The sequence below is a fragment of the Streptomyces sp. NPDC005496 genome (genome assembly GCF_042872045.1).
GTDB lineage: Bacteria > Actinomycetota > Actinomycetes > Streptomycetales > Streptomycetaceae > Streptomyces.
Map to the genome: position 1 here is coordinate 336,745 of NZ_JBIAJQ010000010.1, position 26,691 is coordinate 363,435.

Below are 26,691 nucleotides of genomic sequence, written 5' to 3' on the forward strand. Positions count from 1 at the left end.
CAGCTCCTAAACGTTCATCTGGCGCAGCTGGAGGCGGTTCGACTTGGCCGACTTGCCGAGGTGGCCCGCCAGTTCGGCGACGGTCGGGCTGCGGAACACGGTGGTGACCTTCACGTCGACCTTGAGTTCGTTGCGGATGCGGCCGATCAGCCGGGTGGCCAGCAGGGAGTGCCCGCCGTGGTCGAAGAAGTCGGCGTCGATGCCGATCTGCGGCACGCCCAGGAGTTCTGCGAACAGCCGGCACAGGACTTCCTCGTCGGGGGTGCGCGGTCCGCGGCCGGTGGCGGCGGGGCCGTGTTCGGGGGCGGGCAGCGCGCCGCGGTCGAGTTTGCCGCTGGGGGTCTGCGGCAGGCTCTCCAGCGCCACGATCGCCGAGGGGACCATGTAGGCGGGCAGGTGCTCGCGGGCCAGGGCGGTCAGGGCGGCGGTGTCCACGCCGGCCGCCTGGGTGCCGGGGGCGGGGACGACGTAGGCGACCAGCCGCTGGTCGCCCGCCTGGTCCTCGCGGACCACGGCGACCGCGCTGTCCAGGCCGGGGTGGGCCGCCAGGACCTGTTCGATCTCGCCGAGTTCGATGCGAAAGCCGCGGATCTTGACCTGGAAGTCGCTGCGGCCGATGTACTCGACCTGGCCGTCGCCGGTGAAGCGGGCGAGGTCGCCGGTGCGGTACATGCGGGTGCCGGGCGCGCCGTAGGGGCAGGCGACGAAGCGGGTTGCGCTCAGGGCGCTCTGGCCGAGGTAGCCGCGGGCCAGCTGGGTGCCGGCCAGGTACAGCTCGCCGGTGACGCCGGGGGCGACCGGGCGCAGGGCCGCGTCCAGGACGTAGACCTGGGTGTTCCAGATGGGGGCGCCGATGGGCAGGTGGTCGCTGCCGGGGATGTGCTGCCAGTGGGTGACCTCGACGGCGGCCTCGGTGGGGCCGTAGACGTTGTGGGCGCCGCAGCCGGGCAGCAGGGTGGTGAACTTGTTGGCCAGGGCGGGCGGGAAGGCTTCGCCGGCGACTTCGATCCAGCGCAGGCTGGTGCACCGGGCGGCGGTGGGTTCGGCGACGAACGTCTCCAGCAGGGAGGGCACGAAGTCGGCGCCGGTGACCTGGTGCTGCTGGATGAGCTGGGCGAGGTAGGCGGGGTCGCGGCGGCCGTCGGGGCGGGCGATGACGACGGCGGCGCCGACCTGCAGGGGGGCGAACAGTTCGGGTACCGACACATCGAAGCCGGCGGTGGTGCTGAGCAGCACCCGGTCCTGGGGCGTCACGTCGAAGTGCCCGAGGCCCCACTGCAGCCGGTTCATGATGGCCCGGTGGGCGACGGGCACGCCCTTGGGGCCGCCGGTGGAGCCGGAGGTGTAGATGACGTAGGCGGCGTTGTCGGGTGACAGGCTGCGCTGGGGGTCGGTGTGCGGGTAGTGGCCGACGTCGGGCAGGGCGGCGTCCAGGACGAGCAGGGGGCGGGCGCCGGCCAGGACGTGCTGGACGCGCTCGGGCGGCAGTTCGGTGTCGATGGGCACGTAGGCGGCCCCGGCCTTGACGACGGCGTAGATGGCCACCATCAGGTCCACCGAGCGGGGGATCTTGACCGCGACGAGCTGTTCGGGGCCGGCGCCCTGCTCGATGAGCCAGTGCGCCAGCTGGTTGGCGCGCCGGTTGAACTCCTCGTACGTCAGCGTCTCGTCCTCGGCGATGAGCGCGGTGCGCTGGGGGTCGCGGCGCACCTGCGCTTCGAAGGCGTCGGGCAGGGTGGTCGCGGCGAGGGGGCGGGCGGTGTCGTTGACGCGGCGCACCAGGTGGTCGAACTCGTCGCTGTCCAGGACGTCGACCCCGGCGACGGGCGCCGCCGGGTCGGTGAGGATCTCCTCCAGGACGCGGACCAGGCGGGCGGCGACGGCTTTGGCGGCCCTCTGGTCGAACAGGTCGGTCTGGTAGTCCAGGGACAGCCGCAGGTAGGGGTCGGAGGAGTTGAGGGTCAGCGGGTAGTGCGAGCCGGCGAAGGGGCGGATGGCGTCGATGGTGAAGCCGGCCGAGGTGTTCGCCTCGACGATGCCCTCCCGGTCGACGGGGTAGTTCTCGAACACCACGATGGTGTCGAAGAGGCTGGGCAGTCCCACGCCGCGCTGGATGTCGGCCAGGCCGTAGTAGTGGTGGTCCAGGAGGCTGATCTGCCGGTTCTGCAGGTCGGTGATGACCTCGCCCAGGCTCTGGCCGGGGGCGCAGCGGGCGCGGGTCGGCAGGGTGTTGATGAACAGGCCGACCATTTCGTCGGAGCCGGCCAGGTCGGCGGGGCGGCCGTTGACGGCGGCGCCGAACACCACGTCCTGCTGCCCGGTCAGTTTGCTGAGCAGGATCGCCCAGGCGCCCTGCAGCAGGGTGTTCAGGGTGACGCCCAACTGGGCTGCGCGGCGGGCCAGTTCGCGGCCCTTGTCGATGGACAGCGGCACCTCCACCCGGCCCAGGGAGGACGCCTGTCCGCTGGAGGTCAGGTGGGCGGCCACCAGGGTCGGCTGGTCGAAGCCGTCGAGTTCGCTCTTCCAGCGGGCGGCGGAGGCCTCCCGGTCCTGGCGGGACAGCCAGGCCAGGTAGTCGCCGTAGCTGCGCACCGGGGCGAGGTCGCCGCTTTGTGCGTACAGCCGCACCAGGTCGGTGATGACCAGGGGTGAGGACCAGCCGTCGAAGAGGGTGTGGTGGGCGGTGATGATGAGTTTGGTCCGCTCGGGTCCGCAGGTGAGCTGGGTCAGGCGCAGCAGCGGGGGGCGGGCGGGGTCCAGCGGGTGGGCGCGGTCCTCGGCCAGGGCCCGGTCCAGGGCGGCGTCCTGGTCGCTGTCGCTGTGGCCGCTGACGTCCAGGTGCTGCCAGGGCAGGGTGACGTGCTGGGGCACGACCTGGACGGGTTCGCCGTCGGCGGTGCTGACGAACGCGGAGCGCAGGTTGGGGTGGCGCTGGAGCAGGGCCTGTCCGGCGGCCTGCATGCGGGCGGGGTCCACGGGTCCGGACAGGTGCAGGACGAACTGCATGTGGTAGACGTCGAAGGCGCCGTCGGCCAGGGCGGCCTGGAACTGGATGCCGGACTGTCCCGGGGCCTGGGGCCACACCTGGGCCAGTGCCCCGTAGCGTTCCTCGAAGGCGTCGATGTCGCTCTGGGTGAGGGTGACCAGGGGGGCGTCGCAGGGGGTGAGGCCGCCGATGTGGGGGCGGGCGGCGTGGGCGGCCATGCCGTGCAGGGCCCGCACCCACAGCTCGGCGATCTCGCCGGCCTGCTCGCGGGTCAGGACGCCTTGCGGGAAGAGGAAGGCGGCCTGCAGGCAGGTGCCCTCGCCGGTGTCGGTGGCGACGGAGTTGACCTCCAGCGCGGACAGGGCGGGCAGGTCCTCGTCGGGCTGCGCGATCAGCTGGGCGGACCAGGACGCCGGGCCCCAGCCGTCGGTGCGCAGTTCCTCGGGCACGTCGGCGTCGGAGATCCGGCCGAGGTAGTTGAAGCCGATCTGCGGCACGGCCAGGCCGGCGAGCTGGTCGGCGCCGTCGGGGTTGAGGTGGCGCAGCAGTCCGTAGCCCAGGCCCTTGTCGGGGATCCGGCGCAGTTGTTCCTTGACCAGCTTGATGGCGGTGGCGGCGGCCGGCCCGCCGGCCAGGGCCTCGTCGAAGTCGACGGTGCGCACGTCGATGCGGGCGGGGTACATGGTGGTGAACCAGCCCACGGTGCGCGAGAGGTCGGCGCCGGGGACGGCGTCCTCCTCGCGGCCGTGGCCCTCCAGGCGGACCAGGGCGGGGGTGTCGGCGGCCCGCCAGTGGTGCACGGCCAGCGCCAGGGCGGCCAGCAGTACGTCGGTGCCGGTGCCGCGGAATGCGGCGGGCAGTGTGGTCAGGACCGCTTCGGTGACGTCGGCGGGCAGCTGGACCCGCACGGTGTCCAGGGTGGACCACACGTCCACCGCGGGGTCGAGGTGGCGGCTGCCCAGTGGCGGGTCGGGGGCTTCGAGCAGGTCGCGCCAGTACGCCAGTTCCTGCTCCCGGCGCGGGCTGAGCGCCTCCTCGGCCAGGGCGGCGGCCCAGCGGCGGGCGGAGGTGCCGGTGGCGGGCAGCTCGGGCCGCTGTCCGCGGCGCACCTGCTGCCAGGCATGGGCGAAGTCCGCCATCAGGATGCGCCAGGACACCCCGTCGACCACCAGGTGGTGCAGGACCACCAGGAGCCGGCCCGCGCCGGTGGGCGGGGCGAACCACACGAAGTCCGCCATCGTGCCGGCACACGGGTCCAGGCGGCCGGTCGCCCGGTGCAGTTCCTGCCGGGCGACGTCCAGCAGGGCCGGGTCCTCGAAGCGGCCGTCGCACTCGATGCGGTGCAGGAGGTCGGCGGCGTGCACGCTGCCCGGCGGTTGGGCCACGAGCTGGGGCTGCGGGCCGTCTTCGAGGCGGGCGCGCAGCAGGTCGTGGCGGTCCAGGACGGCGTCCAGGGTGGCGGCCAGGGTGTCGGCGCCGATGGTGTCGGGCAGTTCCAGGACCATCGACATGGCGAAGCGGTTCATGCTGCCGCCGTGCTCGAAGACCTGTCGGGCCACCGGGGGCAGCGGCATCGCTCCGACGCCGCCGCTCTCGTCCTCGGCCAGGACCGCGACCTGGCCCTGGCGGTCGTGCGCCGCCTCGGCGAGGCGGGCGGCGGTGCGGCATTCGAAGATCTCGCGGGTGGACAGCTCAAGGCCCCGGGCGCGGGCGCGGGCGACCACCTGGATGGAGCGCAGGCTGTCGCCGCCGGCGGCGAAGAAGTCGTCGTCGACGCCGACCCGGTCCACGCCCAGGACGTCCGCGTACGCGGCGGTGATGATCTTCTCGGTGTCGGTGCTGGGCTCGCGGTAGCTCTCGGTGCCGAACTCCGGTTCGGGCAGCGCCGAGCGGTCCGGTTTGCCGGTGGGGCCCAGCGGCAGCCGGTCCAGGGCCACGAACGCCGAGGGCACCATGTAGTCGGGCAGCCGGGCCGCGGTGAACTTGCGCAGTTCGGCCGAGGACGCGCCGGCCAGCACGTCCACGTCGCCGATCCCGCCGGCGCCGTCGTCGCCGACGCCGCCTTCGCCGGTGTGCACCACGTAGGCGACCAGCCGGCGGCCGCCCGCGGGTACCTCCCGGCTGATCACCAGGGCCTCGCTGATCCCGGGGTGGCTGGTGATCGCCGCCTCGACCTCGGCGGTCTCGATGCGGAATCCGCGGACCTTGACCTGGCCGTCGCTGCGGCCCACGCACTCCAGCAGGCCGGCCGCGTTCACGCGGGCCAGGTCGCCGGTGCGGTACATCCGCTCCCCCGCCGGCCCGAAGGGGCTGGCCACGAAGCGTTCGGCGGTCAGCGCGGGCCGGCCCAGGTAGCCGCGGCCCAGGCAGGACCCCACCACGTACAGCTCGCCCACCACGCCCGGCGGGACCGGGGCGAGGCCCGGGCCCAGCACGTAGGCGCGCATGCCCGCAAGGGGGGCGCCGATGGGCACCACGTCGCCCTCCGGCCACGGCTGGGAGGCGGGGAGGGTGAAGGTGGTGGCGTAGAAACTCTCGCTCTGCCCGTAGCAGTTGACGATGCGCACGTCCGGCAGTGACTGGCGGACCTGGTGCACCAGGCGGCCCGGCAGTACGTCGCCGGCGCACACCAGGGTGTGCACGTCCGGGGACCTGTCCAGGTGGGCGGCGAGTTCGGTGAGCACGCTGGGCACGCCGCTGACGATGTGGCCGTCCCAGCCCTCGCCCTCGCCCAGCACCAGGGCGCTGTCGACGAGTTCGGCGGTGCCGCCGGTGCTCAGGGTGGTCAGCAGCTCGAAGACCGAGACGTCGAAGTTGACGGAGGTGGCGGCCAGCATCCGCCAACCGGGCGGGGTGTCCAGCACCCGTACCAGCTCCCGCACCCCGGTGACGATGTTGCGGTGGGTGAGGGCCGCGCCCTTGGGGGTGCCGGTGGAGCCGGAGGTGTACATCACGTACGCCAGGTGCTCGCCGGTCAGCGCCGCCCGGCGCCGGCTGCCCGGGGTGCCGGTGGCAGTCCACTGTTCGCGTTCGTCGACATCGATGACGGTGAGGGTGCTGTCGGGCAGCCGGGTGCGGGTGGCGGTGTCGGTGAGCGCGAAGCGGGGGGCGGCCTCGCGCAGCACGCTCTCGGCGCGGCCGGCGAGGTGGCGCGGGTCCAGCGGCACGTATCCGGCGCCGGACTTGAGGATGCCCAGCAGGCCGGCCACCAGGTCCTCGGTGCGGGGCAGCGCCAGCAGCACCAGGTCCTCCGGGCCCGCCCCCTGCTCCAGCAGCTGGGAGGCGACAGCGTCGGCGCGCTCGTCGAGTTCGCGGTAGGTCAGGGTGCGGCCCTGGCAGGCCAGCGCCGGGGCGTCGGGGGTGCGGGCGACCTGGCGTTCGAACAGCTCCGGTACCGTCTGCGCCTCCCCCTCCGCGGCGGCTTCCCGCTGCCGGGGGTGGGGCGGGGGCAGCAGCTGGGCGCGCTCGCTCTCCTCCAGGACGTCCAGGGTGTGGATGGCGCGCTCGGGGTCGGCGGTCAGGCGCTCGAGGACGCGCACGAAGCGGCGGGCGATGCGCTGGGCGCTGTCGGGGTCGAAGAGGGCGGCGGCGTACTCCAGGCGGCAGTTCGCGCCGCCCGAGCCGTCGGGCAGCAGGTCGAAGAACAGGTCGAACTTGGCGGTGCCGGTCTCCAGGCGCTGCACCTGGACGCCCAGGTGCGGCAGTTGCAGGTCCGGCACGGGCGGCTGCCAGGACAGCATGACCTGGAAGAAGGGGTTGTAGGCGGTGGAGCGGTCGGGGTTGATCAGCTCCACCAGCCGCTCGAAGGGCAGGTCCTGGTGGTCGTAGGCGGCAAGGGAACGCTCGCGGACCCGGTGCAGCAGCGTGGTGAAGTCCGGGCTGCCCGACAGGTCCACGCGCAGTACCCAGGTGTTGACGAAGAAGCCGACGAGGTCGCGCAGTTCCTCGTCGGTGCGGTCGGTGATCGGCGCGCCGATGGACACGTCGTCACCGCACCCGAGGTGGTGCAGCAGGACCGCGAGCGCGGAGTGCATGACCATCGAGACGGTGGTGTCGGCCCGGGTGGCGAGCTTCTCCACGGCGGCCAGCAGGTCGGCGTCGATGGTGAAGGGGATCCGGTCGCCGTCCGCGCTCATCACCCGTGGCCTGGGCCGGTCGGTGGGCAGCGCCAGCGGCTGCGGCAGATCGGCCAGCTGGTCGCGCCAGTACGCCAGTTGGCGGGCGGCCACACTGTCCGGGTCGTCCTCCTGGCCCAGCACCTCGCGCTGCCACAGCGTGTAGTCCGCGTACTGCACCGGCAGCGGCTCCCACGCCGGGGCGCCGCCCTCGCTGCGGGCCGCGTAGGCGGTGGTCAGATCGCGGAACAGCGGCCCGAAGGACTCCCCGTCCACGGCGATGTGGTGCGCCACCACGACCAGGGTGTGCTCGCGGGGGCCGGTGCGCAGCAGCCGGGCGCGCAGCGGGATGTCGGCGGCCAGGTCGAAGGTCTCGGTGGCCGCCTCCTCGATCGCCGCCTGCCGCTCGGCCGCGCCGACGTCCCTGACGGGCAGGGCGAACGGTGCCTGCTCGCCGGTGAGGATCCGCTGGTGCGGCACGCCGTCCTCGTCCTCGACGATGACGGTGCGCAGCACCTCGTGCCGCTCGACGACGTCGGCCAGCGCCGCCGTGAGCGCGCCGACGTCCAGCTCGCCGGTCAGCCGCAGGGCGAAAGCGCCGTTGTAGGTCGGCGAAGGGCCTTCGAAGCGGTCCACGAACCACAGCCGACGCTGCGCGAACGACAACGGGATCATTGTTTCTCCAAATTCGGCGAAAACCAGGCGAAAGCGGGGGTGGCGGCTCAGTTCAGGTCGAGCAGGGTCAGCAGGTCGTCGTTGTAGAAGTCGTCGATGGAGCAGGCACCCGACAGCGTCGAGAAGTAGCGGTCGATGTGCTCCTGGTGGCCGACGAGTTTCTGCAGCATCTCCACCCGTCCCTGGGGCTTGAGCTCGGCGACGTTCAGCGCGCCCTGGTACTGGCTCAGGGCCTCGCCGCTCAGATCGTTCTCATAGCGGCGCAGCGCCGTGCGCAGCGCCGCGTCCTCGTGCAGGTTCTGGCCGATGTGGCCGGTCAGCGACTGGGCCTGGACGAACGCCTCGGTGATGCCGCGGGCGGTGATGGAGTCCTTGTGGTTGACCGCGTCCCCGACCAGCACCCAGCCGGGGCCGTACGCCTTGCGGAAGTAGTTCTCCTGGTGGCCGGTGCCGTACAGCTGCTCCACCCGGCGGCCCGCCGCCATGCGTTCGTACAGCTCGGGGGCGGTGGTGCGGAAGGAGTCGAGGTAGAAGGGTTCGACGCCCTTGCGGACGTCGTTGTACTCCTCCTGCGGGAAGTAGGTCATCAGCAGGGTGAGGTCGTCGTTGGTGGGGATGACGCCGATCCAGCGGCCGGGCCGCTCGTACAGCTCGAAGTGCGAGGGCACGTCGGCCCAGTAGCTGTAGTAGGTGCACGTCACCCGCGGGTGCTCGATGACGTTGGGGGCGCCGGCCTTGCGGGCCACCAGCGAGCGCATCCCGTCCGCGCCGACGACCAGGCGGGCCCGCTCCTCGGTGTCGGTGCCGCCGGGCGTGCTGTAGCGCACGCCCACCACCCGCTCGTCCTCCCACAACAGGTCCTTGACCTGGCAGGACTGGCGGAAGTCGACGCCGGCCTCGACGGCGCCCTGGGCCAGGACCGGGTCCAGGACGTAGCGGCGGGGCGCGTAGGTGTGGTGCAGGCCCTCCAGCGGCTGCGAGAAGCCCTCGATGCGCACGCCCGGCCCCTCGTAGCTCTGGCGGGTGATCGGCCGGCAGCCGGCCTTGGTCAGCGCCTCCAGCAGCCCCCAGCGTTTGAGCAGCGCCATGCCCTGCATGTGGATGTAGTGCGAGGACAGGGTGTCCTGCGGGAACTGCGCCTTCTCCAGGAGCAGGACCCGGTAGCCCTGCCGTGCGAAGAGCATGGCCGTCGGCGAACCCGCACAACGGGCACCGATGACAATCACGTCGTACATGGCGCGCCTCTCTTACCAGGTAGTTGTTGCACGCGTCGCGGCCACGGCCGGTGGCCTGACCTTGCTCGCGCGGCTGCGCTGAAGATGCGGTGCGGAGCGGTGCGGCCGGGGGCCGCGGCGGGACGGCGCAGGCCCGCCCGCCGGGTCGCGGCCGCTGCCGGCCGTCCGCGAGCGGACCGCGCCGGGCCGGGCGGGCCGGCACGGGTGGGTGCGGTGGCCGCCCCCGCCGTGCCGTGCCCCGCGTGTCGTGCGGTGTCGTGCCGGGGTGTGTCGTGGTGGGGCGGGATGGTGCCCCAGGGGGGGGTGCCGGGGTGTGGGTCGCCGCTGTCCCGTGGGGCGGGATCAGGGGGTGGGGGTGCGCTGGGCTTCGATGTAGGCGCTGATGGTGGCCACCGTCGGGTTGAGGAACATCTGGTCCATGGGGACCTCGACGCCCAGTTCCTCCAGGAAGGCACCCTGGATCCCGACCATGATCACGGACTGGCCGCCCAGGGCGAAGAAGTCGTCGTCCGCCGCGATGTCCTCGCGGCCCAGTTCCCGGCACCAGATGGCGCGCACGCTGTCGGCAGTCATCGCTGTCCTTTTCTCCTCGGTTCTCCTCGGTCGCACAAGGGAGTTGGCCCGGGCTAGGCCGCTGTGCCGCTGCCGGCGTAGGTCTTGAGTGAGCCGACGAGTGCCGCGCGGTCGACCTTGCCGTGCGGGCTCAGCGGCAGGCGCAGGATGTTCACGAACCGGGCGGGGACCATGTTGCGCGGCAGCGTGCGCAGCAGCCGGGTGCGCACGTCGTCCTCGGTGAGCTCGTTGCGGGAGGGCACGATGAACGCGCTCAGCTCGGCCTCCCCCGCGTCGGTGTAGGTGGCGACGACGGCGGCCTCGCGGATGCCGGCCAGCTTGCCCAGCGCCCGCTCGATGTCGGTGGGGTCGATGCGCATGCCCCGCACCTTGACCTGGGCGTCCATCCGGCCGGCGACGACCAGGTGGCCGGCCTCGCTGACACATCCGCGGTCGCCCGTGCGGTACAGCAGCACCGGCGCCCCGTCGACGTCGACGGTGGTGAACTTCGCGTTCTCCGGTCCCGCGGCGCCCAGGTAGCCGGCGCCCACTCCGTCGCCGGCGATGCAGATCTCGCCGTACTCCCCCTGCGCGACGCCGCGCAGGTTCTCGTCCAGCAGGTGGATGTCGGTGTTGTAGGCGGGGGTGCCGACGGGGGCGATGTCCTGCTCGCCGGAGCGGTAGTGGGCCAGGTCGTAGGAGGTGGCGACGTCCGTGCACTCGGCGACGCCGTACTGGTGCAGCAGGGTGCAGGTGTTGCCCTCGCGGCGGGCCCAGCCGGTGAGCCGTTCGGGCTTGAGGGCCTCCCCGCCGAACAGTACGTAGTCCAGGCGGGTGAGCGCGTCTCCGCCGCGGGCCCGCTCCCAGTCCACCAGCACGTACAGGGTGCTGGAGGCGCAGTGCACGACGCGGATCTCGTGCTCGCCCAGGATGCGGTAGGCCATCATGGCGTCGAAGTTGCGGCTGGCCATCAGGTGCTGGGTGGCGCCGCAGAACAGCGGTGTCATCAGGGCGCGTTGGGAGAGGTCGAAGCCGAACGCGCTGACGACCAGGTGGTTCGAGCCGCTGTGCAGCCCGTACTCCAGGGTGAGCCAGTTCATCAGGTTGAACCAGCCGCGGTGGCGTACGGCGGTCAGCTTGGGTGTGCCGGTGGAGCCGGAGGTGAAGACGGCGTAGCAGATGTCCTCGCCGGTGACGTCGGTCTGCGGTGAGGTCGCCGGGAGCGCCGCCAGGTGCTCGGTGAGCTGCTCGAGGTCGATGACGTCGACGGCAGCCGAGTCGACCATCGCGGCGGTCGCCGGACAGGCCACGATCAGGGCCAGGCCCGGGACCTGGCCCAGCAGCAGCTGCAGCCGGGCGGCGGGGTAGGCGGGGTCGAAGGGGACGTAGGCGGCGCCCGCCTTGAGGGTGCCGAGGATGGCGACGAGCATGTCGATGGAGTAGTCCAGGCAGACCCCCACCTTCGCGCCCCGGCCGTGTCCACGCCGGGCCAGGAAGTGCGCGAACCGGTTCGCCCGCGCGTCCAGCTCGGCGTAGGTCAGCTGCCGGCCGGCCCAGCGGACGGCGACGGCGTCGGGGGTGGCCTGCGCGTGTGCCTCGAACCGGTGGTGGACGACGGGCACCGGGGGCAGGGCAACCCGCTTTCCCTGAAGGATCATCAACTGGCTCCGATGTGAAAAGGGTCCGGTCACGGACGGAAGGGAAGGGGCCGGGGGCGCCCCGGGCCGGGAAGCGGGGCCGGGCGGTGGGGGTGCGGGTTTCAGGCGCCGGGGTGCGGGGCGGTGGGCCGGTCGGCGGCCGCAAGGACGCGGGCCGCCCACTGGCTGAGGGACAGACCGTCCGCGGCGGCGGCCTTGGCGCAGTGCTCCAGCTGGCCGGCGGACAGTTCGATGGTGAGCGTGGCGCGCTCGTGCCCGTCCTGTCCGTCCTGGCCGTGGGATGCCTGCGGGCCGGGTCGGGCGGCCGGCCCGGTGCCCGCCCCCGTGCCGGACACCTCGCGGTGCCCGCCGGTGGTGGCGGGGGGTGCGGCCGCATCGCTCTGCGCGGCCAGGCCCGCGCGCAGCGTCCGGCGCAGTTCGTTGCGCGACCACTTGTGCTGTTCGGCCTGGCGCAGCCAGTAGTCCTGCTCCGGGGGCGAGAGGCGGGTCACCTCGGCGTGGTGGGCGAAGCTGAGGGAGTCCCGCCGGCGCTCGTGCTCGAACCGCCGGGCCACCCACGCGTAGTTGCGCAGGGTCTGGTAGTCCAGGCCGGTGCGCTCGACCGCCTCCTTGTAGCGCCGCCACCCGTAGGTGGCCTCCCCGAAGAGCAGCCAGTCGGCGAGCCACCACGCGGAGGAGTTCACCAGTTCATGCAGGTTGATGCCGATCTGCTCCCAGGACCGCTCCGGCAGGTTCTGCGGGAACGTCATCCCCGACTTCTGCACCGTGGCCTGCCTGCCCACGAAGGACAGGAACACCTCGCGCTGCGCCGGCTCCCCGCGCTGCTCCACCGGCCTGGTCCCGTACCTGCTCGCGGTTCTCACAGCCCCCGTCACAGCCCTCATCTCCCCACTCGACGTCATCCGTTGTCCGGGCCCGGCCCGCCCCGCCCGCGCCGGGCGGCCCCGGCGGCGAGCGCCGTGCCTGCCCGCGCGTCTCGCGGGCCCGCGGCGCTCGCGCCGGAGCCCCCGCAGTGGCGCGGGGCGGCCGGCCGTGGCCGCCCTGCGGGGGCCCTTGTTGAACCGTTCAGGCGCCGGCTGTCAGTCGGCCGCCATCGCCTCCTGCAGGCTCTTGGGGCGCAGGTCGGTCCAGTTCTGCTCGACGTACTCCAGGCACTCGGCCCGCGCGGCCTCACCGAACACCACGCGCCAGCCGGCGGGCACCTCGGCGAACACCGGCCACAGGGAGTGCTGCTCCTCGTCGTTGACCACCACGTGGAAGCGGCCGTCCGCGTCATCGAAGGGGTTCGTGCTCAACTGGCACCGTCCTTGTCCGTCATGAGGTGACTGCAGATGGGAAGACGCCGGGCCCGGCGCCGGCGGGCACGCGGCTCGCCGGTCGGGGTGTCCCTGGATCGGGCCGGACACCCGCATGCGGTGTCCGGTCGACAGGACACCGCGCACCGGCGGCCCCGGCGATGCCACGTCACCGTAGGGAGCCGGCGCTCGGCGCTACAAGGCCGTACGGGCCGGTGGGCACCCCGCCGCCGGAGCGCACCTGCCGGGCGCCGGCAGCCCTGTACCCGGCCGCCGTCCTGTGCCACGATGCCGCGCTCGCAGCCCCGGCCGGGCGGGGCGCATGAGGATCACTCGAGAGCCGCCACACCTGCGGCGGAGCCCGCCCCCGCGCCCCGCCCGGGCACCCCGGCAGGCTCGTAAAGTGCCCAGGTGCGCCACCGCGCACAGGGGGCGAAGCGAAGAGACGAGAACGAGGGGGACGGCGATGGACGGCACCCCGGGCGCCCTGCGCCTGTTCGTCCTGCACCACGCGGGAGGCTCCCACGTGCTGTACCGCCACTGGCCGGCCCACCTGCCCGGCACCTGGGACGTGCGGCTGCTCGACGCCCCCGGCCACGGCCTGCTCCTGGACGTGCCGCAGATCAGCGACGCCCACGCCCTCGCCGACTTCCTGCTGCACAGCATCGAGGACGAACTCGACGGCCCCTACGCCCTGTTCGGGCACAGCATGGGCGCCCTGCTGGCGTACGAGATGACCCGGCGGGCCCTGGAACGGGGACTGCCGCCGCCGGTGTGGGTCGGTGTCTCCGCCCGCCCCGCACCGCAGTCGGCCGGCCCGCCGAGCAGGTACCACGAACTGCCCGACGCCGAGCTGCGCACCCGGCTGAAGTCCCTCGACGGAACACCCGACGAGGTCTTCGACGACCCCGGCCTGTGGGCGTTGCTCGCCCCGCTCATCCGCGGCGACCTGCGCCTGGTGGAAACCTGGCGGCCCGACCCGGGCGCCGCCCCGCTGCCGGTGGCCCTGTCCGCCTACGCGGGCGCCGGCGACCACTCCGCCTCACCGCACCAGATGGCGGGCTGGGCCCGGCACGCCACCCACTTCACGGGCCTTCGGGTCTTCGACGGCGGCCACTTCTACTTCCAGGACGACCCCACAGCACTGCTGCGGCAGATCACACGCGATGCGACGGACGCACTGGAGGCGTCCCTCGCGTGAAGCGCGTCCGGCGGCGCGGACGGGGCGGCCGGCACGTCCGGCGCCGTCCCGGTGTCCGGGGTGGGCAGTGCGTCCGGCGCCGTCCCGGTGTCCGGGGTGGCGGGTGTGTCCGGGGTGGCCGGGGTGTCCGGCGCGGCGCACCTGTGACGGGGCGCCGCTGAGCGTACGGGGCGCCGGCACCGGTGCTGCGGGTGTTCTCGCCTGCCGGCCCGTGGTGTGGGGCGGGGCCGAGACGCCTCGGAAGCGGTGACCTGCCCGGAGGCTGTGCCCTGCCCGGGGCGGTGCGGTTAACCGCTGCGGAGTCGCACCTTCGCGTGATCCGGGCGCCGCGCCGGGGTCGTGCCTCCCCTTGTCCCCCGCTGCCCGCCGCGTACCCGCCTGTATTGCCTGCGGGGTGCGCCGGGTGTCCCGCGTGCGTGTGCCGGGCGTACCGGCCGGGGCGGGTCTGCGGCGTGCTGTCGTGCCCTGTGCCGCCGCGCTGTCGTGCGCCGTGCTGCCGTCGCACCGGGATGGGGCCGCTTCCTCTGATGCGCCGGCCGACGTGGCCTCTGCCGTGTGCCGCGCGAGGAGCCGTCACGCCCGGCCCCCGTGCCGCAGCGCCGACTGCGGCCACACCATCACGCCCTACGCACCCTCGTGCCGTCATGCCGTCATGCCGTCATGCCGTCATGCCGTCATGCCGTTGGGTCGGAGTGGCTCGCCGGCTCGCCGGGGGCGGAATCACTGGCTCTCTTTTAGCCAACTCCGTTCCGGTGAAGGGCCGTTGGCGGGCCCGTGCAGGGGCCTTCTACGCGCCAGGTGGGCGTTCGGTTCCACGGAGGCCTCTTTGGGCCGTCGACCGCTTTGTCGGCGTTCGGGGTCTTGCTGCGCACGCTATCCGCACACAACACCGGTGACCTACTCTGCCGCCGACGGACCGCACAAGTACGGCATCAGCCAATAAGAGACGACTGTCAGGAGCGGGGAATGACGATACGCAAGAGGCCAAGAACCGGCGTGATCGGTGTGGCGGCAGTCGCGATCACGGCCACCGTCCTCACGGGCCCGGCCGGGGCGGACACCGCTCCCCCGGCCGGCCATCAGGCGACGCAGGCCGCGATCGACGCGGCTGTCGCGGGCGGTATCCCGGGCGTGGCCGCCGAGGCCCGGGACACCACGGGGGTGTGGAAGACGGCGTCGGGGGTGGGCGACCTGAAGACGGGTGAGCCGCGCGGCAAGAACGACCGGTTCCGCGTCGGGCACCTGACCAGCACGTTCGTCGCGGCGGTGCTGCTGCAGATGGAGGCGGAGCACAAGCTGTCCCTGGACGACACCGTGGAGCGGCATCTGCCCGGCCTGGTGCGGGGCAACGGCAACGACGGCAACGCGATCACCGTGCGGCAGCTGCTCAACCACACCAGCGGCCTGGCGGACTACTTCGCCGACAGCGACTACGTCGCCACCTACGTGCAGGGCGAGGGCTATCTCCAGCACCGCTACGACACCCTGCCGCACGACAAGCGCGTGAAGGTGGCGCTGGCCCACGCGCCGGTGTTCGCGCCCGGTAGCAGGCACGGGTTCTCCAACACCAACGACGTCCTGGCGGCGATGGTCGTGGAGAAGGTCGGCGGGCGCTCGTACGAGGACGAGGTGCGCAAGCGCATCATCGAGCCGCTGGGACTGAAGGCGACGTCCACCCCGGGCACCGGCGCGCAGCTGCCGGAGCCGAGCAGCCGCGGCTACTCCAAGCTCTTCTACGACACGCAGCCGGACCGCATCGACGACGTCACCGAGGTCAACGGCTCTCAGCTGTGGGGCAACACCGACGTCATCTCCAGCGCGGGCGACCTGAACCGGTTCTACGGGGCGCTGCTGCGGGGGAAGCTGCTGCCGGCGCAGCAGCTGAAGGAGATGAAGACGACCGTCGTCAATCCCGACTTCCCCATCTCCTCCTACGGGCTGGGCATCGAACGGCTGACGCTGGGCTGCGGCACCAGCATCTGGTACCGCGACGGGGGCACGGTGGGCTGGCTGTCGCTGGTCGCGCTCACCGACGACGGCCGCCACCAGCTGGCGTTCAGCTACAACGGTGACTGGCGGGCGGACGAGATCCTGCCGATCCTCAGCGCGGAGTTCTGCTCCTGACGCCAGGCATCCGCCACCTGCGGCATGCCGGGCGCCCTGCGCCGGGGCGCCCCACACGGCACCACCGCACGACACATCACCGCACCGCCGTATGAGCGCAGCACCGCACCGCCGTATGAGCACACCACCGCACCACCGCACGAGCGCGACACCGCACGCATGCGGCACCGCAGGCACGCGGCACCGCGCGCATCGCGGCAGGGCGGCGTCGCGTCACGGCGCGAGCGCAGTCCCCCCACACTTTGCGGGTCCCGGCCCCCGATGTCCGTGCCGGGACCCGGCGTCAACAGGCCGCCATCCGGGCCCCCTTGCCGCAGGCCGGCCCCCGTGAGCCGGGGCCGGCCGGGCACCTGACAGCACCCAGCCCCGAGCCGGTTGCCGGTGGTCGGCAGGCCGGGCCGGGGTGTGGCGCCGGGGGGCGCCGGTGAACTCGCGTCGCGCATCCCCGCACCCCCGCGTCCCCTGCATTTCAGCCTCCCCGCATCCCCGCCCCCTCCCCATGGTTGTCATGGTCATGGTGAGTGTGATTGTTGGCCGGGAGGGTGTCGCGTTAGAACGGCGTGTCTGTCGAGGGGGAGGACTCATGAGGGTGCGAGTGGCCGTGGCGGGAGCGGGCGGGTATGCGGGGGGCGAGCTGCTGCGTCTGCTGCTGGGCCGTCCCGATGTGGAGATCGGGGCGCTGACCGGTCATGCGGGGGTGGGCCGCCCGCTGGGTGAGCTGCAGCCGCATCTGGCTCCGCTGGCCGGGCGGGTGGTGGAGGCGACCACCGCCGAGGTGCTCGCCGGGCACGACGTGGTCTTCCTGGCGCTGCCGCACGGCCATTCCGCGGCGCTGGCCCGGCAGTTGGGCGAGCAGGTGCTGGTCCTGGACCTGGGTGCGGACTTCCGGCTCACGCGGGCGGCGGACTGGGAGCGGTTCTACGGCTCCGCGCATGCGGGCACCTGGCCCTACGGCCTTCCCGAACTTCCGGGTGCGCGGGTGGAGTTGGCGCGCTCGCGGCGTGTCGCGGTGCCGGGCTGTTATCCGACCGCGGTGCTGCTGGCGCTGTTTCCCGCCTACGCGGCGGGGCTGGCCGGGCCCGAGGCCGTCGTCGTCGCCGCGTCGGGTACCTCCGGGGCGGGCCGGGCGGCCCGGGCTGATCTGCTCGGCAGTGAGGTGATGGGTTCCATGCGGCCCTACGGGGTGGGCGGCGGTCACCGGCACACCCCGGAGATGGTGCAGCAGCTGAGCGCGGTGGCCGGGCAGCGGGTGGCGGTGTCGTTCACTCCGACGCTGGCGCCCATGGCGCGGGGAATCCTGGCGACCTGCTCCGTGGTGGCGCGGCCGGGCACCGGTGAGCGGGAGGTGCGGGCGGCGTATGAGAAGGCGCTGGCCGAGGAGCCGTTCGTGACGCTGCTGCCGCCGGGGCAGTGGCCCTCCACGGGGGCCGTGTACGGGTCGAACGCCGCGCAGGTGCAGGTCGCCCTGGATACGGCGACGGGGCGGATCATCGCGGTCGGTGCCATCGACAACCTGACCAAGGGCACCGCGGGCGGCGCCGTGCAGAGCATGAACCTGGCCCTGGGGCTTCCCGAGGAGCTGGGGCTTTCCACGATCGGAGTCGCACCGTGAGCGTCACCGCGGCACAGGGGTTCAGGGCGGCGGGCATCGCCGCGGGGATCAAGACCAACGGGGCCCGGGACCTGGCGCTCGTCGTCAACACCGGGCCGCGCCGTGCGGCGGCGGGCGTCTTCACCTCCAACCGGGTGCAGGCCGCTCCGGTGCTGTGGTCGCGCCGGGCGCTGTCGGACGGGCGGATCGGTGCGGTCGTGCTCAACTCCGGTGGCGCCAACGCCTGTACGGGGGCGCGCGGCCACCAGGACACCCGGGCCACCGCCGAGCGGGCCGCCGCGCTGCTGGGCCTGGACGCCTGGGACGTCGCGGTCTGCTCCACCGGGCTGATCGGTGTGCCGCTGCCGATGGAGCGGGTCCTTGCGGGCGTGGACAGCGCCGTCACGGCGCTGTCCCCCTCCGGTGGGCAGGACGCCGCGCTGGCCGTGATGACCACCGACACCGTGCACAAGACCTCGGTGCGCCGGGGCGAGGGCTGGAGCGTCGGCGGCATGGCCAAGGGCGCCGGCATGCTCGCCCCGGGCCTGGCCACCATGCTGGCCGTCCTGACCACGGACGCCGACGTGGACGGCGGGATCCTTGAGCGGGCGCTGCGCGAGGCGACCCGGGTCACCTTCGACCGCATCGACTCCGACGGCTGCATGTCCACCAACGACACCGTGCTGCTGCTCTCCTCCGGCGCCTCCCACATCACCCCCGGCTTTGAGGAGTTCGCCCAGGCGGTGCGCGCGGTCTGCGAGGACCTGGGCCGGCAGCTGATCCAGGACGCCGAGGGCGCGGGCAAGGAGATCCGCATCGAGGTCGTGGGCGCGGCGAGCGAGGACGACGCGGTCGAGGTGGGCCGCTCCGTCGCCCGCAACAACCTCCTCAAGTGCGCCGTCCACGGCGAGGACCCCAACTGGGGGCGTGTGCTGTCCGCCGTCGGCACCACCGGCGCCGTCTTCGAACCCGACGCGCTGAGCGTGGCGATCAACGGCGTGTGGGTGTGCAAGAGCGGCGGTGTGGGCGAGGACCGCGCGCTGGTGGACATGAGCGCCCGCCAGGTGACGATCACCGTGGACCTCGCCGCGGGCACCGAGCAGGCCGCCGTCTGGACCAACGACCTCACCGCCGACTACGTCCACGAGAACAGCGCGTACTCCTCATGAACACCCTCGCCCGCACCCTCCCGGGCGTGGTGTGCGCGGCCGCCCTCGCCGTCCTGGACACCATCGAGGACGGCAGGCCCGCTGGAGCAGGTGCGGCAGCGGGGCGCCCACCTCAAGCAGGGCCTGCACGACCTGGGCCCTGTGGTCGCTGACGTGCGCGGCGCCGGCCTGCTGGCGGGCACCGGCCCCGACGGCGACCGCGCGGTGGACGTGCAGCAGACGGCGCGGGAGCGGGGCGTCCTGGTGAACGCGGCGGCGCCCCACCCCGCCGCCGACCGTCAGCGCCGACGAGACCGACGTCCTCCCCGACGCTTCGCGGCGGCCCTGCGCGAGGTGGCCGGCCCACAGCCGGCAGCCGCCTGAACCCCGCCCCTCCCCCGGGTCATCGCTCCGGCCCTCCCCCACTCCCTTGACTTCGCCGTCCTGCTGCCGCTCCGCGGGGGCTGCTCACCCAAGGGGACGGCTGGGTAAGGGAGTTGGTCCCCGGTGCCGGGCTGCGCCGCCGTTGCGCCGCCTGTCCCGGGGGGGGCGAAGGCAGGGCGGGGTGGGGTGACGGGGGCGGGGGCGGGGTCAGTGTTCGCGGGTCTCGAGTTCGTTGGCCAGGCGCAGCCAGTGGTCGGCGCAGCGGCGGGCGGCCTGGGCGAGGAGGTCCGCGCGGTGTCCGGGCACGCTGTGGGCCAGGCGCAGCCACTTCGCCTCGTCGCCGATCGAGTGGACGCTCAGCAGTTGCAGCAGGGTGCGGCCGGCCTCGGTGCGCAGTGAGGGGTCCTTGCACACGTTCGGCAGGAGCTGCCCGATGGCGGCGGCGGGCACCCGCGTGCCTGTGCGGCCACCGGCCGAGGGCGCGGACGCGGGCGCGGGCGGGGGTGAACTCGCCCTGGCTGCCGTCCTGTCGGGCAGCAGGGGGTCCTGTCCCTGCCGTATGCGGTCCCGTACGTCCTTGGCGGTGGCGGTGGCGATGCCGGCCTGCTCGGCTATCTGCCGCAGTGACGCCCCGGGGTTGGCGGCGATCACCCGGCTCGCCCGCAGCCGCCCCTCGGTCGCCTGCAGCGGGCGGATCCGCCCGTCCCGGCCCACCCGCGTGTTCAACTGCTCATCCTGGCCACTTGAACGGCGCCGCAGTGAGGCCACGGTGCCGGCCGCGAGCCCGGCGGTGGCGGCGATGCGCCGGTCCGACCAGTACGGGCACGCCGCAAGGATCCGCTGTGCCGCGGCCGTCCGGTCCGCCGGTGTCAGCGGCAGTCCGTGGGAGATGTTCAGCCGCACGGCCAGAGCGAAGGCCTCCGCCGGGCCGCCGTCGAAGAACTCCACCTCGATGGTGTCCTCACCCCGCAGGCGTACCGCCTTGAGGCGGTGCATTCCGTCGATGACCCGCATCGTGTGGCGGTGCACCAGGATCGGCGGCAGCGGCGAGCCGAGCTCCGCGAGCATCCGCACCCGCGCAGCGCTCTCCCCCTCGATCCGCGGGGAGTCGGCATCCAGCAGCACCTCCACGGGCACCGTCGCCCGCCGCACAGCCCCCTCCCCCACCGCGAGGGCGGCCGTGAGCACCGCTGCCGGAACGGGGCGTGCGGGAACGGGAGTTGCGGGGGTGAGGCTCGCGGACACGGGTGCGGCTTGGGGAGGTGCGGGCGCCGGGGCGGGGCCGGCGGGGGCCAGGTGCGGACTCATCACCGGCTCCCCTCCCCCGCCGCGCCACCGGCCTTTGGGGCCGGCGCCGGTTCACGGTCGCGGACCTCTGCGGCGGTGATCACGAAATGCCTGTACACGTACGACTCCCCTCCACGCCCATATGGGCCCAAGAGGTACAAAATACATTTCCACCGGTTCTTTTCGGTATTCCGGCGGCCGATAAGGCCGATACGGCCGATACGCGCACAGCGGCAGTAGCGGCAGGAGCGAACAAAGGGTGAACGGGGATGCCGGAGGAATACGCGCACACTGCCGGTCCCCGCAGAAACATACCCAGCGGATTCCCCTGCCGCCCGGTTACGGCGCCTCCCGGACGTGAAATCCGGTCCGGCACCCGGAAAAGGACGGACTGGACGGGCTCCTGGAAGAAAAGGGGGGCGCGTCCGGACGGCGGCGGGTCACGCCGGCGGCGGCTGTGTCCCGTCGCCGGGACAGCGCCCCCGGGCTGATCGACGGTGTCGCGGGGCCGCGGGTGCCGGGCATCCCGGGGTACTGGGGGCTCCGGGGCCCGGGAGGCCGGGATCCGGTCTCGGGGGTGGTGAGGGGTTTCAGGCCGGGGCGTGGGGGCGTTCGACGGTCAGTCGTTCGAGTGCGGCTCCGGTTGCCCTCCACCCCGTCCTGGGAGGGTTCTCAGCGGTTAGGGGACCCCATCTCATGGAGGCATGATGACGCGTCAGGCCGGTCAGACGGCGGGGCCGCACGGCGGCTCGGCAACCGCTCTTCCGCAGCCCCCGCCGCGCACCGCGCCGCCCGGGCCGCGCCGGGCCCAGGTGCTGACGACCAAGGTGGGCCTGCAGATGCCGGCCAAGATGGCCTACGACGAGTGGGAACGGGCCGGGCGCCAGCTCGCCGACGTCCTCGACTCCTCCTCCTGGTGGCTGGGCGACTGGATGGTGTACGGCAAGGACCACTACACCGACCGCTACCAGCGCGGGATACGCGCGGCGGGCCTGTCGTACCAGACGCTGCGCAACTACGCGTGGGTGTCCCGGCGTTTCGACCTCACCCGGCGCAGGTCCGCCCTGAGTTTCCAGCACCATGCCGAGCTGGCGTCGATGCCCCTCGAGGAGCAGGACGTGTGGCTGGAGCGTGCCGAGCAGCGGCAGTGGACGACCAAGCAGCTGCGGGGCGCGATCCGTGCCGCCCGCCAGGGCGAGCAGCAGCCGGCGGCCGTCGCGGAGCCGTCCCGTCGCCTGGATGTGCCGGGCAGCCGTTTCCAGTGGTGGCACCGGGCCGCGCAGCAGCTGGGGGTCGACTTCGAGCAGTGGGTGATGGCCACCTTGGACAGTGCGGCCGCCAACGCGCTGGAGGACCTCACGAGAGCGGACCTTCCCACAGCGCAGGAGCAGGAGCGGGCGGACGGCGCCGGCCTGCAGCCGCTCGCGACGCCGGCCGCGGGCACCGGGGCGGAGCACACCCGCGGCGCCGGCCTCGCCGAGCGGATCCACCCGGTGGCCATCAGCGCCTGACCCGCCCACCCCCAGTCCCGACACCACAGCCGACACCGAGGCCGGCAGCGGCGGATGGTGGTGGTGGTTCAGGGCAGGCGGCTCATGAGTTCCGCGGTCTCGCGCCGGTAGGTGCACTCGCTCTGCCCGAACGACTCCCGTACCCGCTCGCGTACCTCGCCGGGCTGCTCCTGGCTGAGTTTGAACATGCCCTCGGCGCCGGTGACGGTGAACCGGAAGGCGCCCACGGCGGGCACGATCTTGCGGAAGTAGCCGAGGGATTCGTTCATGTCCCAGCCGGTGCCGAAGCCCTTTTCGAAGGCGCGCACGGTGGACTGCACCACGCCCAGCGTCTCCTCGATCGAGTTGATCTTCTCCACCACGCCCCGGACGTGGACGGCGGTGAAGTTCCAGGTCGGGGCGGCCGGCGTCTTCTCGTACACGGTGGGTGAGACGTAGGAGTGCGGGCCGGTGAAGGTCAGCAGCAGGACCGCGCCGCTCTGAAGCGCCGTCCAGTGCGGGTTGGCCCGGTTCATGTGCCCCAGCAGGGTGGTGCCCGCCAGCCCGCCACCGCCACCTTCGCCGTCGCCGTCGCCGTCGCCGTCGCGGTTGTTGCCGGCGTGGCGGTTGTGGCCGGCGTCGCCGTCGTCGGGTGCGTCGGGGTCGAAGATGACCGGCAGGTGCGTGGCGAACGGGCCGTTTTCGGCCGTGCCGTTGGTCACCGCGAGTGCCAGCGGATTTCCGCGGATCAGATCCACCATCCACGAACTTTCCGGTTCGCGGTAGAACTTTGGAACGAACATCCGGAAGTCACCTTTCGGCAATGGTGTCGGGGGCATGGTTCCGAGTCGGGGCAACTCGCCTGCATGACGGGCCGCCACACAAAAAATCTCGGGAATCCGCGCCGACCGTACCCCCGTCCTGCCGACGGGACAACGCTTTCGGATATCAGACGCGCCCTGCGGCCGTCGAACGGTCTTCATGCCACTTTCGAGTTGCCTTTTAGACACTCTCCGGAGAACACTGTACGACGGTCTCTCGAGCCACCTGTCGAGTTTTCCAGACGCAAGCGGGAGAATTTTTCTATGGACATAACGGGTAGGCCCAGCCAGGAAATCTACGACGTGGTCGGTATCGGGTTCGGCCCGTCCAACATGTCGCTCGCGATCGCCCTGGAGGAACACGAGGCAAGCTCTCCGCAGCATCCGATCACCTCCCATTTCTTCGAGCGGCAGTCCACGTTCGGCTGGCACCGGAACATGCTGCTGCCGTCGACGACGATGCAGATCTCCTTCCTCAAGGACCTGGCGACCTTCCGCAATCCGACGTCCCGGTACAGCTTCGTGTCGTATCTGCACGCCTCGGAGCGGCTGGTGCAGTTCGTGAACAACATGGACTTCTTCCCGACCCGGCAGGAATTCCATCAGTACCTGGAATGGGCGGCGGCCGGTCTGGACGACCGGGTCACCTACGGCGCCGAGGTCACCTCGATCCGGCCCGCCACCGGCGCCGGGAGCCGCACCCCCGACCTCCTCGACATCGAGGTACGCGCCGGGGACGGCACCACCACCGTCGTCAGCGCCCGCAACGTGGTCATCTCCACCGGCCTGGTGCCGCGCCTGCCGGAGGGCGTGAGCGACACCGAACGGGTGTGGCACAGCTCGAAGTTCCTCAGCCGGTTCAACGCCCAGTCCCCCGGCGACCTCAAGTCCGTGGCGGTGGTCGGCGCCGGCCAGAGCGCGGCCGAGATCACCCGGTTCCTGTACGACTCGCTGCCGCACGCCGAGGTGTGTGCCGTCATCCCCTCCTACGGCTACTCCGTCGCCGACGACACCCCCTTCGCCAACCAGGTCTTCGACCCCAGCGCCGTCGACCAGTACTACTACGGCACCGAGCGGGCCCAGGACTCGTTCTGGCGCTACCACCGCAACACCAACTACTCGGTGGTCGACGCCGACGTCATCCGCGCCCTGTACCAGCGCTCCTACGACGAGCAGGTGCGCGGCAGCAAGCGGCTGCACTTCCGCAACCTCACCCGGGTCGCCTCGATCGAACCGGCCGGCGACGCCACGCGGGTGCTGCTGCACTCGCTGCTGGACGACCGCAAGGAGGAAGTGGCCGTGGACGCGCTGGTGTTCGCCACCGGCTACGACGGCCTGGACCCCGCCCGCCTGCTCGGCGACTTCGACCACAACTTCCAGCGCGACCAGGCGGGCAGGCACCGGGTGACGCGTGACTACCGCCTGGTCACCGCGTCGGGACTGACCTGCGGCGTCTACCTGCAGGGCGGCACCGAGCACAGCCACGGCCTGTCGTCGTCGCTGCTGTCGAACGTCGCGGTGCGCAGCGGTGAGATCGCCGACTCCATCGTGCTGCGGCGCACCGAGCGGGAACTGGGCGGCAGCCGGCCCGTGCGGGCCGCGTCCTCGGCCGCCTGAGACGGCACCCGCCAAAAAGGGCGGGCCCCTGGTGCCGACGGTAGGGCACCGGGGCCCGCCCCAACGGCAGTTGCACCGCACCTCGGGCTCACCGGCGGTTGCACCGCACCCTCGGGCTCACCGGTGGTGCGGCAGCGGGGTGAGGTCCGTAAAACGCTCCGGCCGACGGGAAACGGGCGCGCGAGAAAAAGCGGGGGCCGGGGGTTGTTGTTCTCGTTCCACTCGTTTTCGAGGCGCCCGCGATCCGCCGTCGAGCGGGGTGTGCTCAAGGCGGCGAAAAAAGTGGGGAGGGGGTGGCGTTCGGCGGTATTGCCCGGGGGTGCAACAGCCGTCTGCGTGGATGGAGTTGACGGGATTGGGTGTTCCACCGGGCGGTGTCCGCGCGCGATGATTGCGGCGCACGAGACCGGCCCGGGCCGAAGAGGTATTCACTTTCCCAAGCGCCCGTATCGCAGCCAAGGGTTTTCGTGCCGTTTTCAAGCGCATGTCCACCGCTCGTCAGGGCCCGCGCTCGTGTGGCCGGGTTCCCCCTTCTTTTCGAAAAAGGAGTCGTTTCTATGAGCGCCAACTGCCCGGCCGGCGGCCCCCTCCCCCGTCGTGCGAGGTCCGTGTGAACGCCGGCGCGCACCCGGCCCTGGCCCAGGCCCGTTCCCTCGGCGACGCCCTGCCGTGGCTGGCCCGCCACCAGGGCCGCACCGTCGTCATCAAGCTCGGCGGACACGCCATGGTCGACGCCGGCCTCACCGCGGCCTTCGCCCGCGACGTGGTGTTCCTGCGCTACGCCGGGCTGCGGCCGGTGGTGGTGCACGGCGGCGGCCCCCAGATCGACGCCGAACTCGCCCGGCGCGGCCTGGCACGCGAGTTCAAGGCGGGGCTGCGGGTCACCTCACCGCCCGCGATGGACGTGGTGCGGATGGTCCTGGCCGGCCAGGTGCAGCGCGAACTGGTCGGGCTGATCAACCGTTTCGGGCCGCTCGCCGTCGGCATGACCGGCGAGGACGCCAACACCCTCACCGCCGTCAAACACCTGCCGTGGATCGAGGGGGAACCGGTGGACGTCGGCCGGGTCGGCGACATCACCCACGTGGACACCACCGCCCTGGACAGCCTGCTGGCGGCCGGCCGGATCCCGGTCCTGTCCCCGCTCGCGCGCAGCGCCGAGGACGGCCTGGTCTACAACGTCAACGCCGACACCGTCGCCGCCTCGCTCGCCACCGCCCTGCGCGCCCACGCGCTCGTCATGCTCACCGACGTCGCCGGCCTGTACGCGGGCTGGCCGCACAGCGAGGAGGTCATCCCGAAGCTGACCGCCCGCGAGCTGGAGAAACTGCTGCCCGAGCTGAGCGAGGGCATGGTCCCCAAGATGACCGGCTGCCTGCACGCCGTACGCGGCGGCGTCGGCGCGGCCCGGGTGATCGACGGACGCATCCCGCACTCGGTGCTGCTGGAGATGTTCACCGACGACGGCGTCGGCACCGTCATCGTCCCCGACCCCGCGGACGCGGACGAGGCGGAGGTCCTGCCGTGAACAAGCCACCACACCCCACACCCACCCCCGCACCAGTGCCGGTGCCGGTGCCGAGGTACGGCGGGTCGCCGGGCAGCAGCGCCACCCGATGTCCGGACACCCCCGGCACCACCCCCACCGCGCGCAGCGCCTGCGCCCCGCGCACCGGTCAGGCCGGGGCAGGCTGCGCCCGGCGTACGGGTGCGGCGAGTCGGGGCCCGGTTCGCCGTACGGGTGCGGCGAGTCGGGGCGTGTTCCGGCGGCGTACCGGTGCGGTAGGTGCGGGGCCGGCGCAGCCGGCCGGGGGCCCGGTGACGATTGCGAAGCGAAGGCGAGGGCAGTGCCCGTGACACACACCCCCTGGGTCGGCCCCTGGGCCGACGGGCCCGCATCGAGCGAGCCGGCATCCGCCGTGGACCGGCAGGAGCCACGCGAGCGCGACAGCGTCCAGCAGCCGCGAGCGGTCCGCCGCCCCTTGCATGCCCTGCCTCCCACGCCGTGGCCGGTGGCGTTCGGCCATCGACTGGACGCCGGTGCCGCATCCGGCGGCCCGGCCCGGCCGCACGACGGGATGGCGGCAGGCGGTTGCACCGGGCCGGACGGCGGGGCGGGGCCGGACGGCGGGGCGGGGGCCGACGGGGACGAGGCCCGCGCACTGCTGCTCCAGCTCGCCGCCTCGCTCTCCCCCCGGACCCGGCTGGCTCTGCTGTGCGCGCTGGCCGAAGCCGACGCCGAGACCGAGGCCGGTGCGCCCTCCGGCAGCGGCACCCCCGCCCCGGGCCGGGACGACGACTGCCCCGCCCCGCCCTCGCACAGCGACAGGACTGGCTGTACGTGCGGGAGCGGGGAACCGTCCTTCGCCAGCCTCGGGCCGGTCCCGGTCCCGGTGCCGGAGCCGGTGCCGGGATCGGTGCCGGGATCGGTGCCGGGATCGGTGCCGGGATCGGTGCCGGGATCGGTGCCGGGATCGGTGCCGGGATCGGTGCCGGGATCGGTGCCGGGATC

General features: G+C 72.9%; 16 protein-coding genes and 1 pseudogene. 9 read left to right on the forward strand and 8 right to left on the reverse strand.

Features of this window, described 5'->3' with window-relative positions; translation table 11 throughout:
• Positions 1-6 precede the first annotated feature (6 nt).
• The 6 genes from ACFYQQ_RS29475 to ACFYQQ_RS29500 all read right to left on the reverse strand — a co-directional run bounded on the left by ACFYQQ_RS29475 (position 7) and on the right by ACFYQQ_RS29500 (position 12,516).
• Entirely contained in the window at positions 7-7,776 is a 7,770-nt protein-coding gene (locus ACFYQQ_RS29475; RefSeq protein ID WP_388905691.1) for an amino acid adenylation domain-containing protein, read from the reverse strand.
• Positions 7,777-7,823: 47 nt separating this feature from the next.
• Positions 7,824-9,011 carry an NAD(P)/FAD-dependent oxidoreductase gene (locus ACFYQQ_RS29480; RefSeq protein ID WP_355782858.1) on the reverse strand — a complete coding sequence of 396 codons (1,188 nt, stop codon included), beginning with the start codon at positions 9,009-9,011 and terminating at the stop codon, positions 7,824-7,826.
• 342 nt (positions 9,012-9,353) lie between these two features.
• Positions 9,354-9,584 carry a phosphopantetheine-binding protein gene (locus ACFYQQ_RS29485; protein WP_355782861.1) on the reverse strand — a complete coding sequence of 77 codons (231 nt, stop codon included), beginning with the start codon at positions 9,582-9,584 and terminating at the stop codon, positions 9,354-9,356.
• Between the two features lie 53 nt (positions 9,585-9,637).
• Positions 9,638-11,221 carry an amino acid adenylation domain-containing protein gene (locus ACFYQQ_RS29490; protein WP_355782864.1) on the reverse strand — a complete coding sequence of 528 codons (1,584 nt, stop codon included), beginning with the start codon at positions 11,219-11,221 and terminating at the stop codon, positions 9,638-9,640.
• A 101-nt stretch (positions 11,222-11,322) separates the two neighbouring features.
• Positions 11,323-12,051 (reverse strand): LmbU family transcriptional regulator, encoded by a 729-nt coding sequence (locus ACFYQQ_RS29495; protein WP_355782866.1) that lies wholly within the window; start codon positions 12,049-12,051, stop codon positions 11,323-11,325.
• Positions 12,052-12,300: 249 nt separating this feature from the next.
• Positions 12,301-12,516 (reverse strand): MbtH family protein, encoded by a 216-nt coding sequence (locus ACFYQQ_RS29500; protein WP_261707133.1) that lies wholly within the window; start codon positions 12,514-12,516, stop codon positions 12,301-12,303.
• 466 nt (positions 12,517-12,982) lie between these two features.
• Between ACFYQQ_RS29500 and ACFYQQ_RS29505 the strand changes: the two genes are divergently transcribed.
• The 5 genes from ACFYQQ_RS29505 to ACFYQQ_RS29525 all read left to right on the forward strand — a co-directional run bounded on the left by ACFYQQ_RS29505 (position 12,983) and on the right by ACFYQQ_RS29525 (position 18,964).
• On the forward strand, positions 12,983-13,717 hold the full coding sequence (locus tag ACFYQQ_RS29505; protein ID WP_355793108.1) for an alpha/beta fold hydrolase: 735 nt from the start codon (positions 12,983-12,985) through the stop codon (positions 13,715-13,717).
• 966 nt (positions 13,718-14,683) lie between these two features.
• The gene (locus ACFYQQ_RS29510) at positions 14,684-15,841 is read left to right on the forward strand and encodes a serine hydrolase domain-containing protein (RefSeq protein ID WP_355793106.1); all 1,158 of its coding nucleotides are present in this window, start codon (positions 14,684-14,686) and stop codon (positions 15,839-15,841) included.
• Between the two features lie 583 nt (positions 15,842-16,424).
• Positions 16,425-17,453: an N-acetyl-gamma-glutamyl-phosphate reductase gene (argC, locus tag ACFYQQ_RS29515; RefSeq protein ID WP_355794404.1), complete on the forward strand. Its 1,029-nt coding sequence runs from the start codon at positions 16,425-16,427 to the stop codon at positions 17,451-17,453.
• A complete protein-coding gene (argJ, locus tag ACFYQQ_RS29520; protein ID WP_388905698.1) occupies positions 17,450-18,601 on the forward strand; it encodes a bifunctional glutamate N-acetyltransferase/amino-acid acetyltransferase ArgJ in 1,152 nt (383 codons plus the stop codon). The genes argC and argJ overlap by 4 nt, the downstream gene beginning before the upstream one ends.
• 90 nt (positions 18,602-18,691) lie before the next feature.
• Positions 18,692-18,964: a hypothetical protein gene (locus ACFYQQ_RS29525; RefSeq protein ID WP_356169061.1), complete on the forward strand. Its 273-nt coding sequence runs from the start codon at positions 18,692-18,694 to the stop codon at positions 18,962-18,964.
• A 207-nt stretch (positions 18,965-19,171) separates the two neighbouring features.
• Here the strand turns inward: ACFYQQ_RS29525 and ACFYQQ_RS29530 are convergent, their stop codons facing one another.
• Complete coding sequence (locus tag ACFYQQ_RS29530; RefSeq protein ID WP_355793595.1) at positions 19,172-20,116, reverse strand: ParB/RepB/Spo0J family partition protein; 945 nt, start codon at positions 20,114-20,116, stop codon at positions 19,172-19,174.
• An 839-nt stretch (positions 20,117-20,955) separates the two neighbouring features.
• Here ACFYQQ_RS29530 and ACFYQQ_RS29535 point away from each other — a divergent pair.
• Positions 20,956-21,762: an LmbU family transcriptional regulator gene (locus ACFYQQ_RS29535; RefSeq protein WP_356240337.1), complete on the forward strand. Its 807-nt coding sequence runs from the start codon at positions 20,956-20,958 to the stop codon at positions 21,760-21,762.
• 68 nt (positions 21,763-21,830) lie between these two features.
• Here ACFYQQ_RS29535 and ACFYQQ_RS29540 read toward each other — a convergent pair whose 3' ends face one another.
• Entirely contained in the window at positions 21,831-22,502 is a 672-nt protein-coding gene (locus tag ACFYQQ_RS29540) for an FMN-binding negative transcriptional regulator (protein WP_388905702.1), read from the reverse strand.
• 324 nt (positions 22,503-22,826) lie between these two features.
• Between ACFYQQ_RS29540 and ACFYQQ_RS29545 the strand changes: the two genes are divergently transcribed.
• The 3 genes and pseudogenes from ACFYQQ_RS29545 to ACFYQQ_RS29555 all read left to right on the forward strand — a co-directional run.
• On the forward strand, positions 22,827-24,179 hold the full coding sequence (locus tag ACFYQQ_RS29545; RefSeq protein ID WP_355791368.1) for a lysine N(6)-hydroxylase/L-ornithine N(5)-oxygenase family protein: 1,353 nt from the start codon (positions 22,827-22,829) through the stop codon (positions 24,177-24,179).
• Positions 24,180-24,789: 610 nt separating this feature from the next.
• The gene (gene argB / locus ACFYQQ_RS29550) at positions 24,790-25,707 is read left to right on the forward strand and encodes an acetylglutamate kinase (RefSeq protein ID WP_355791365.1); all 918 of its coding nucleotides are present in this window, start codon (positions 24,790-24,792) and stop codon (positions 25,705-25,707) included.
• Between the two features lie 325 nt (positions 25,708-26,032).
• A pseudogene (locus ACFYQQ_RS29555) lies at positions 26,033-26,691 on the forward strand (hypothetical protein); the annotation flags it as partial.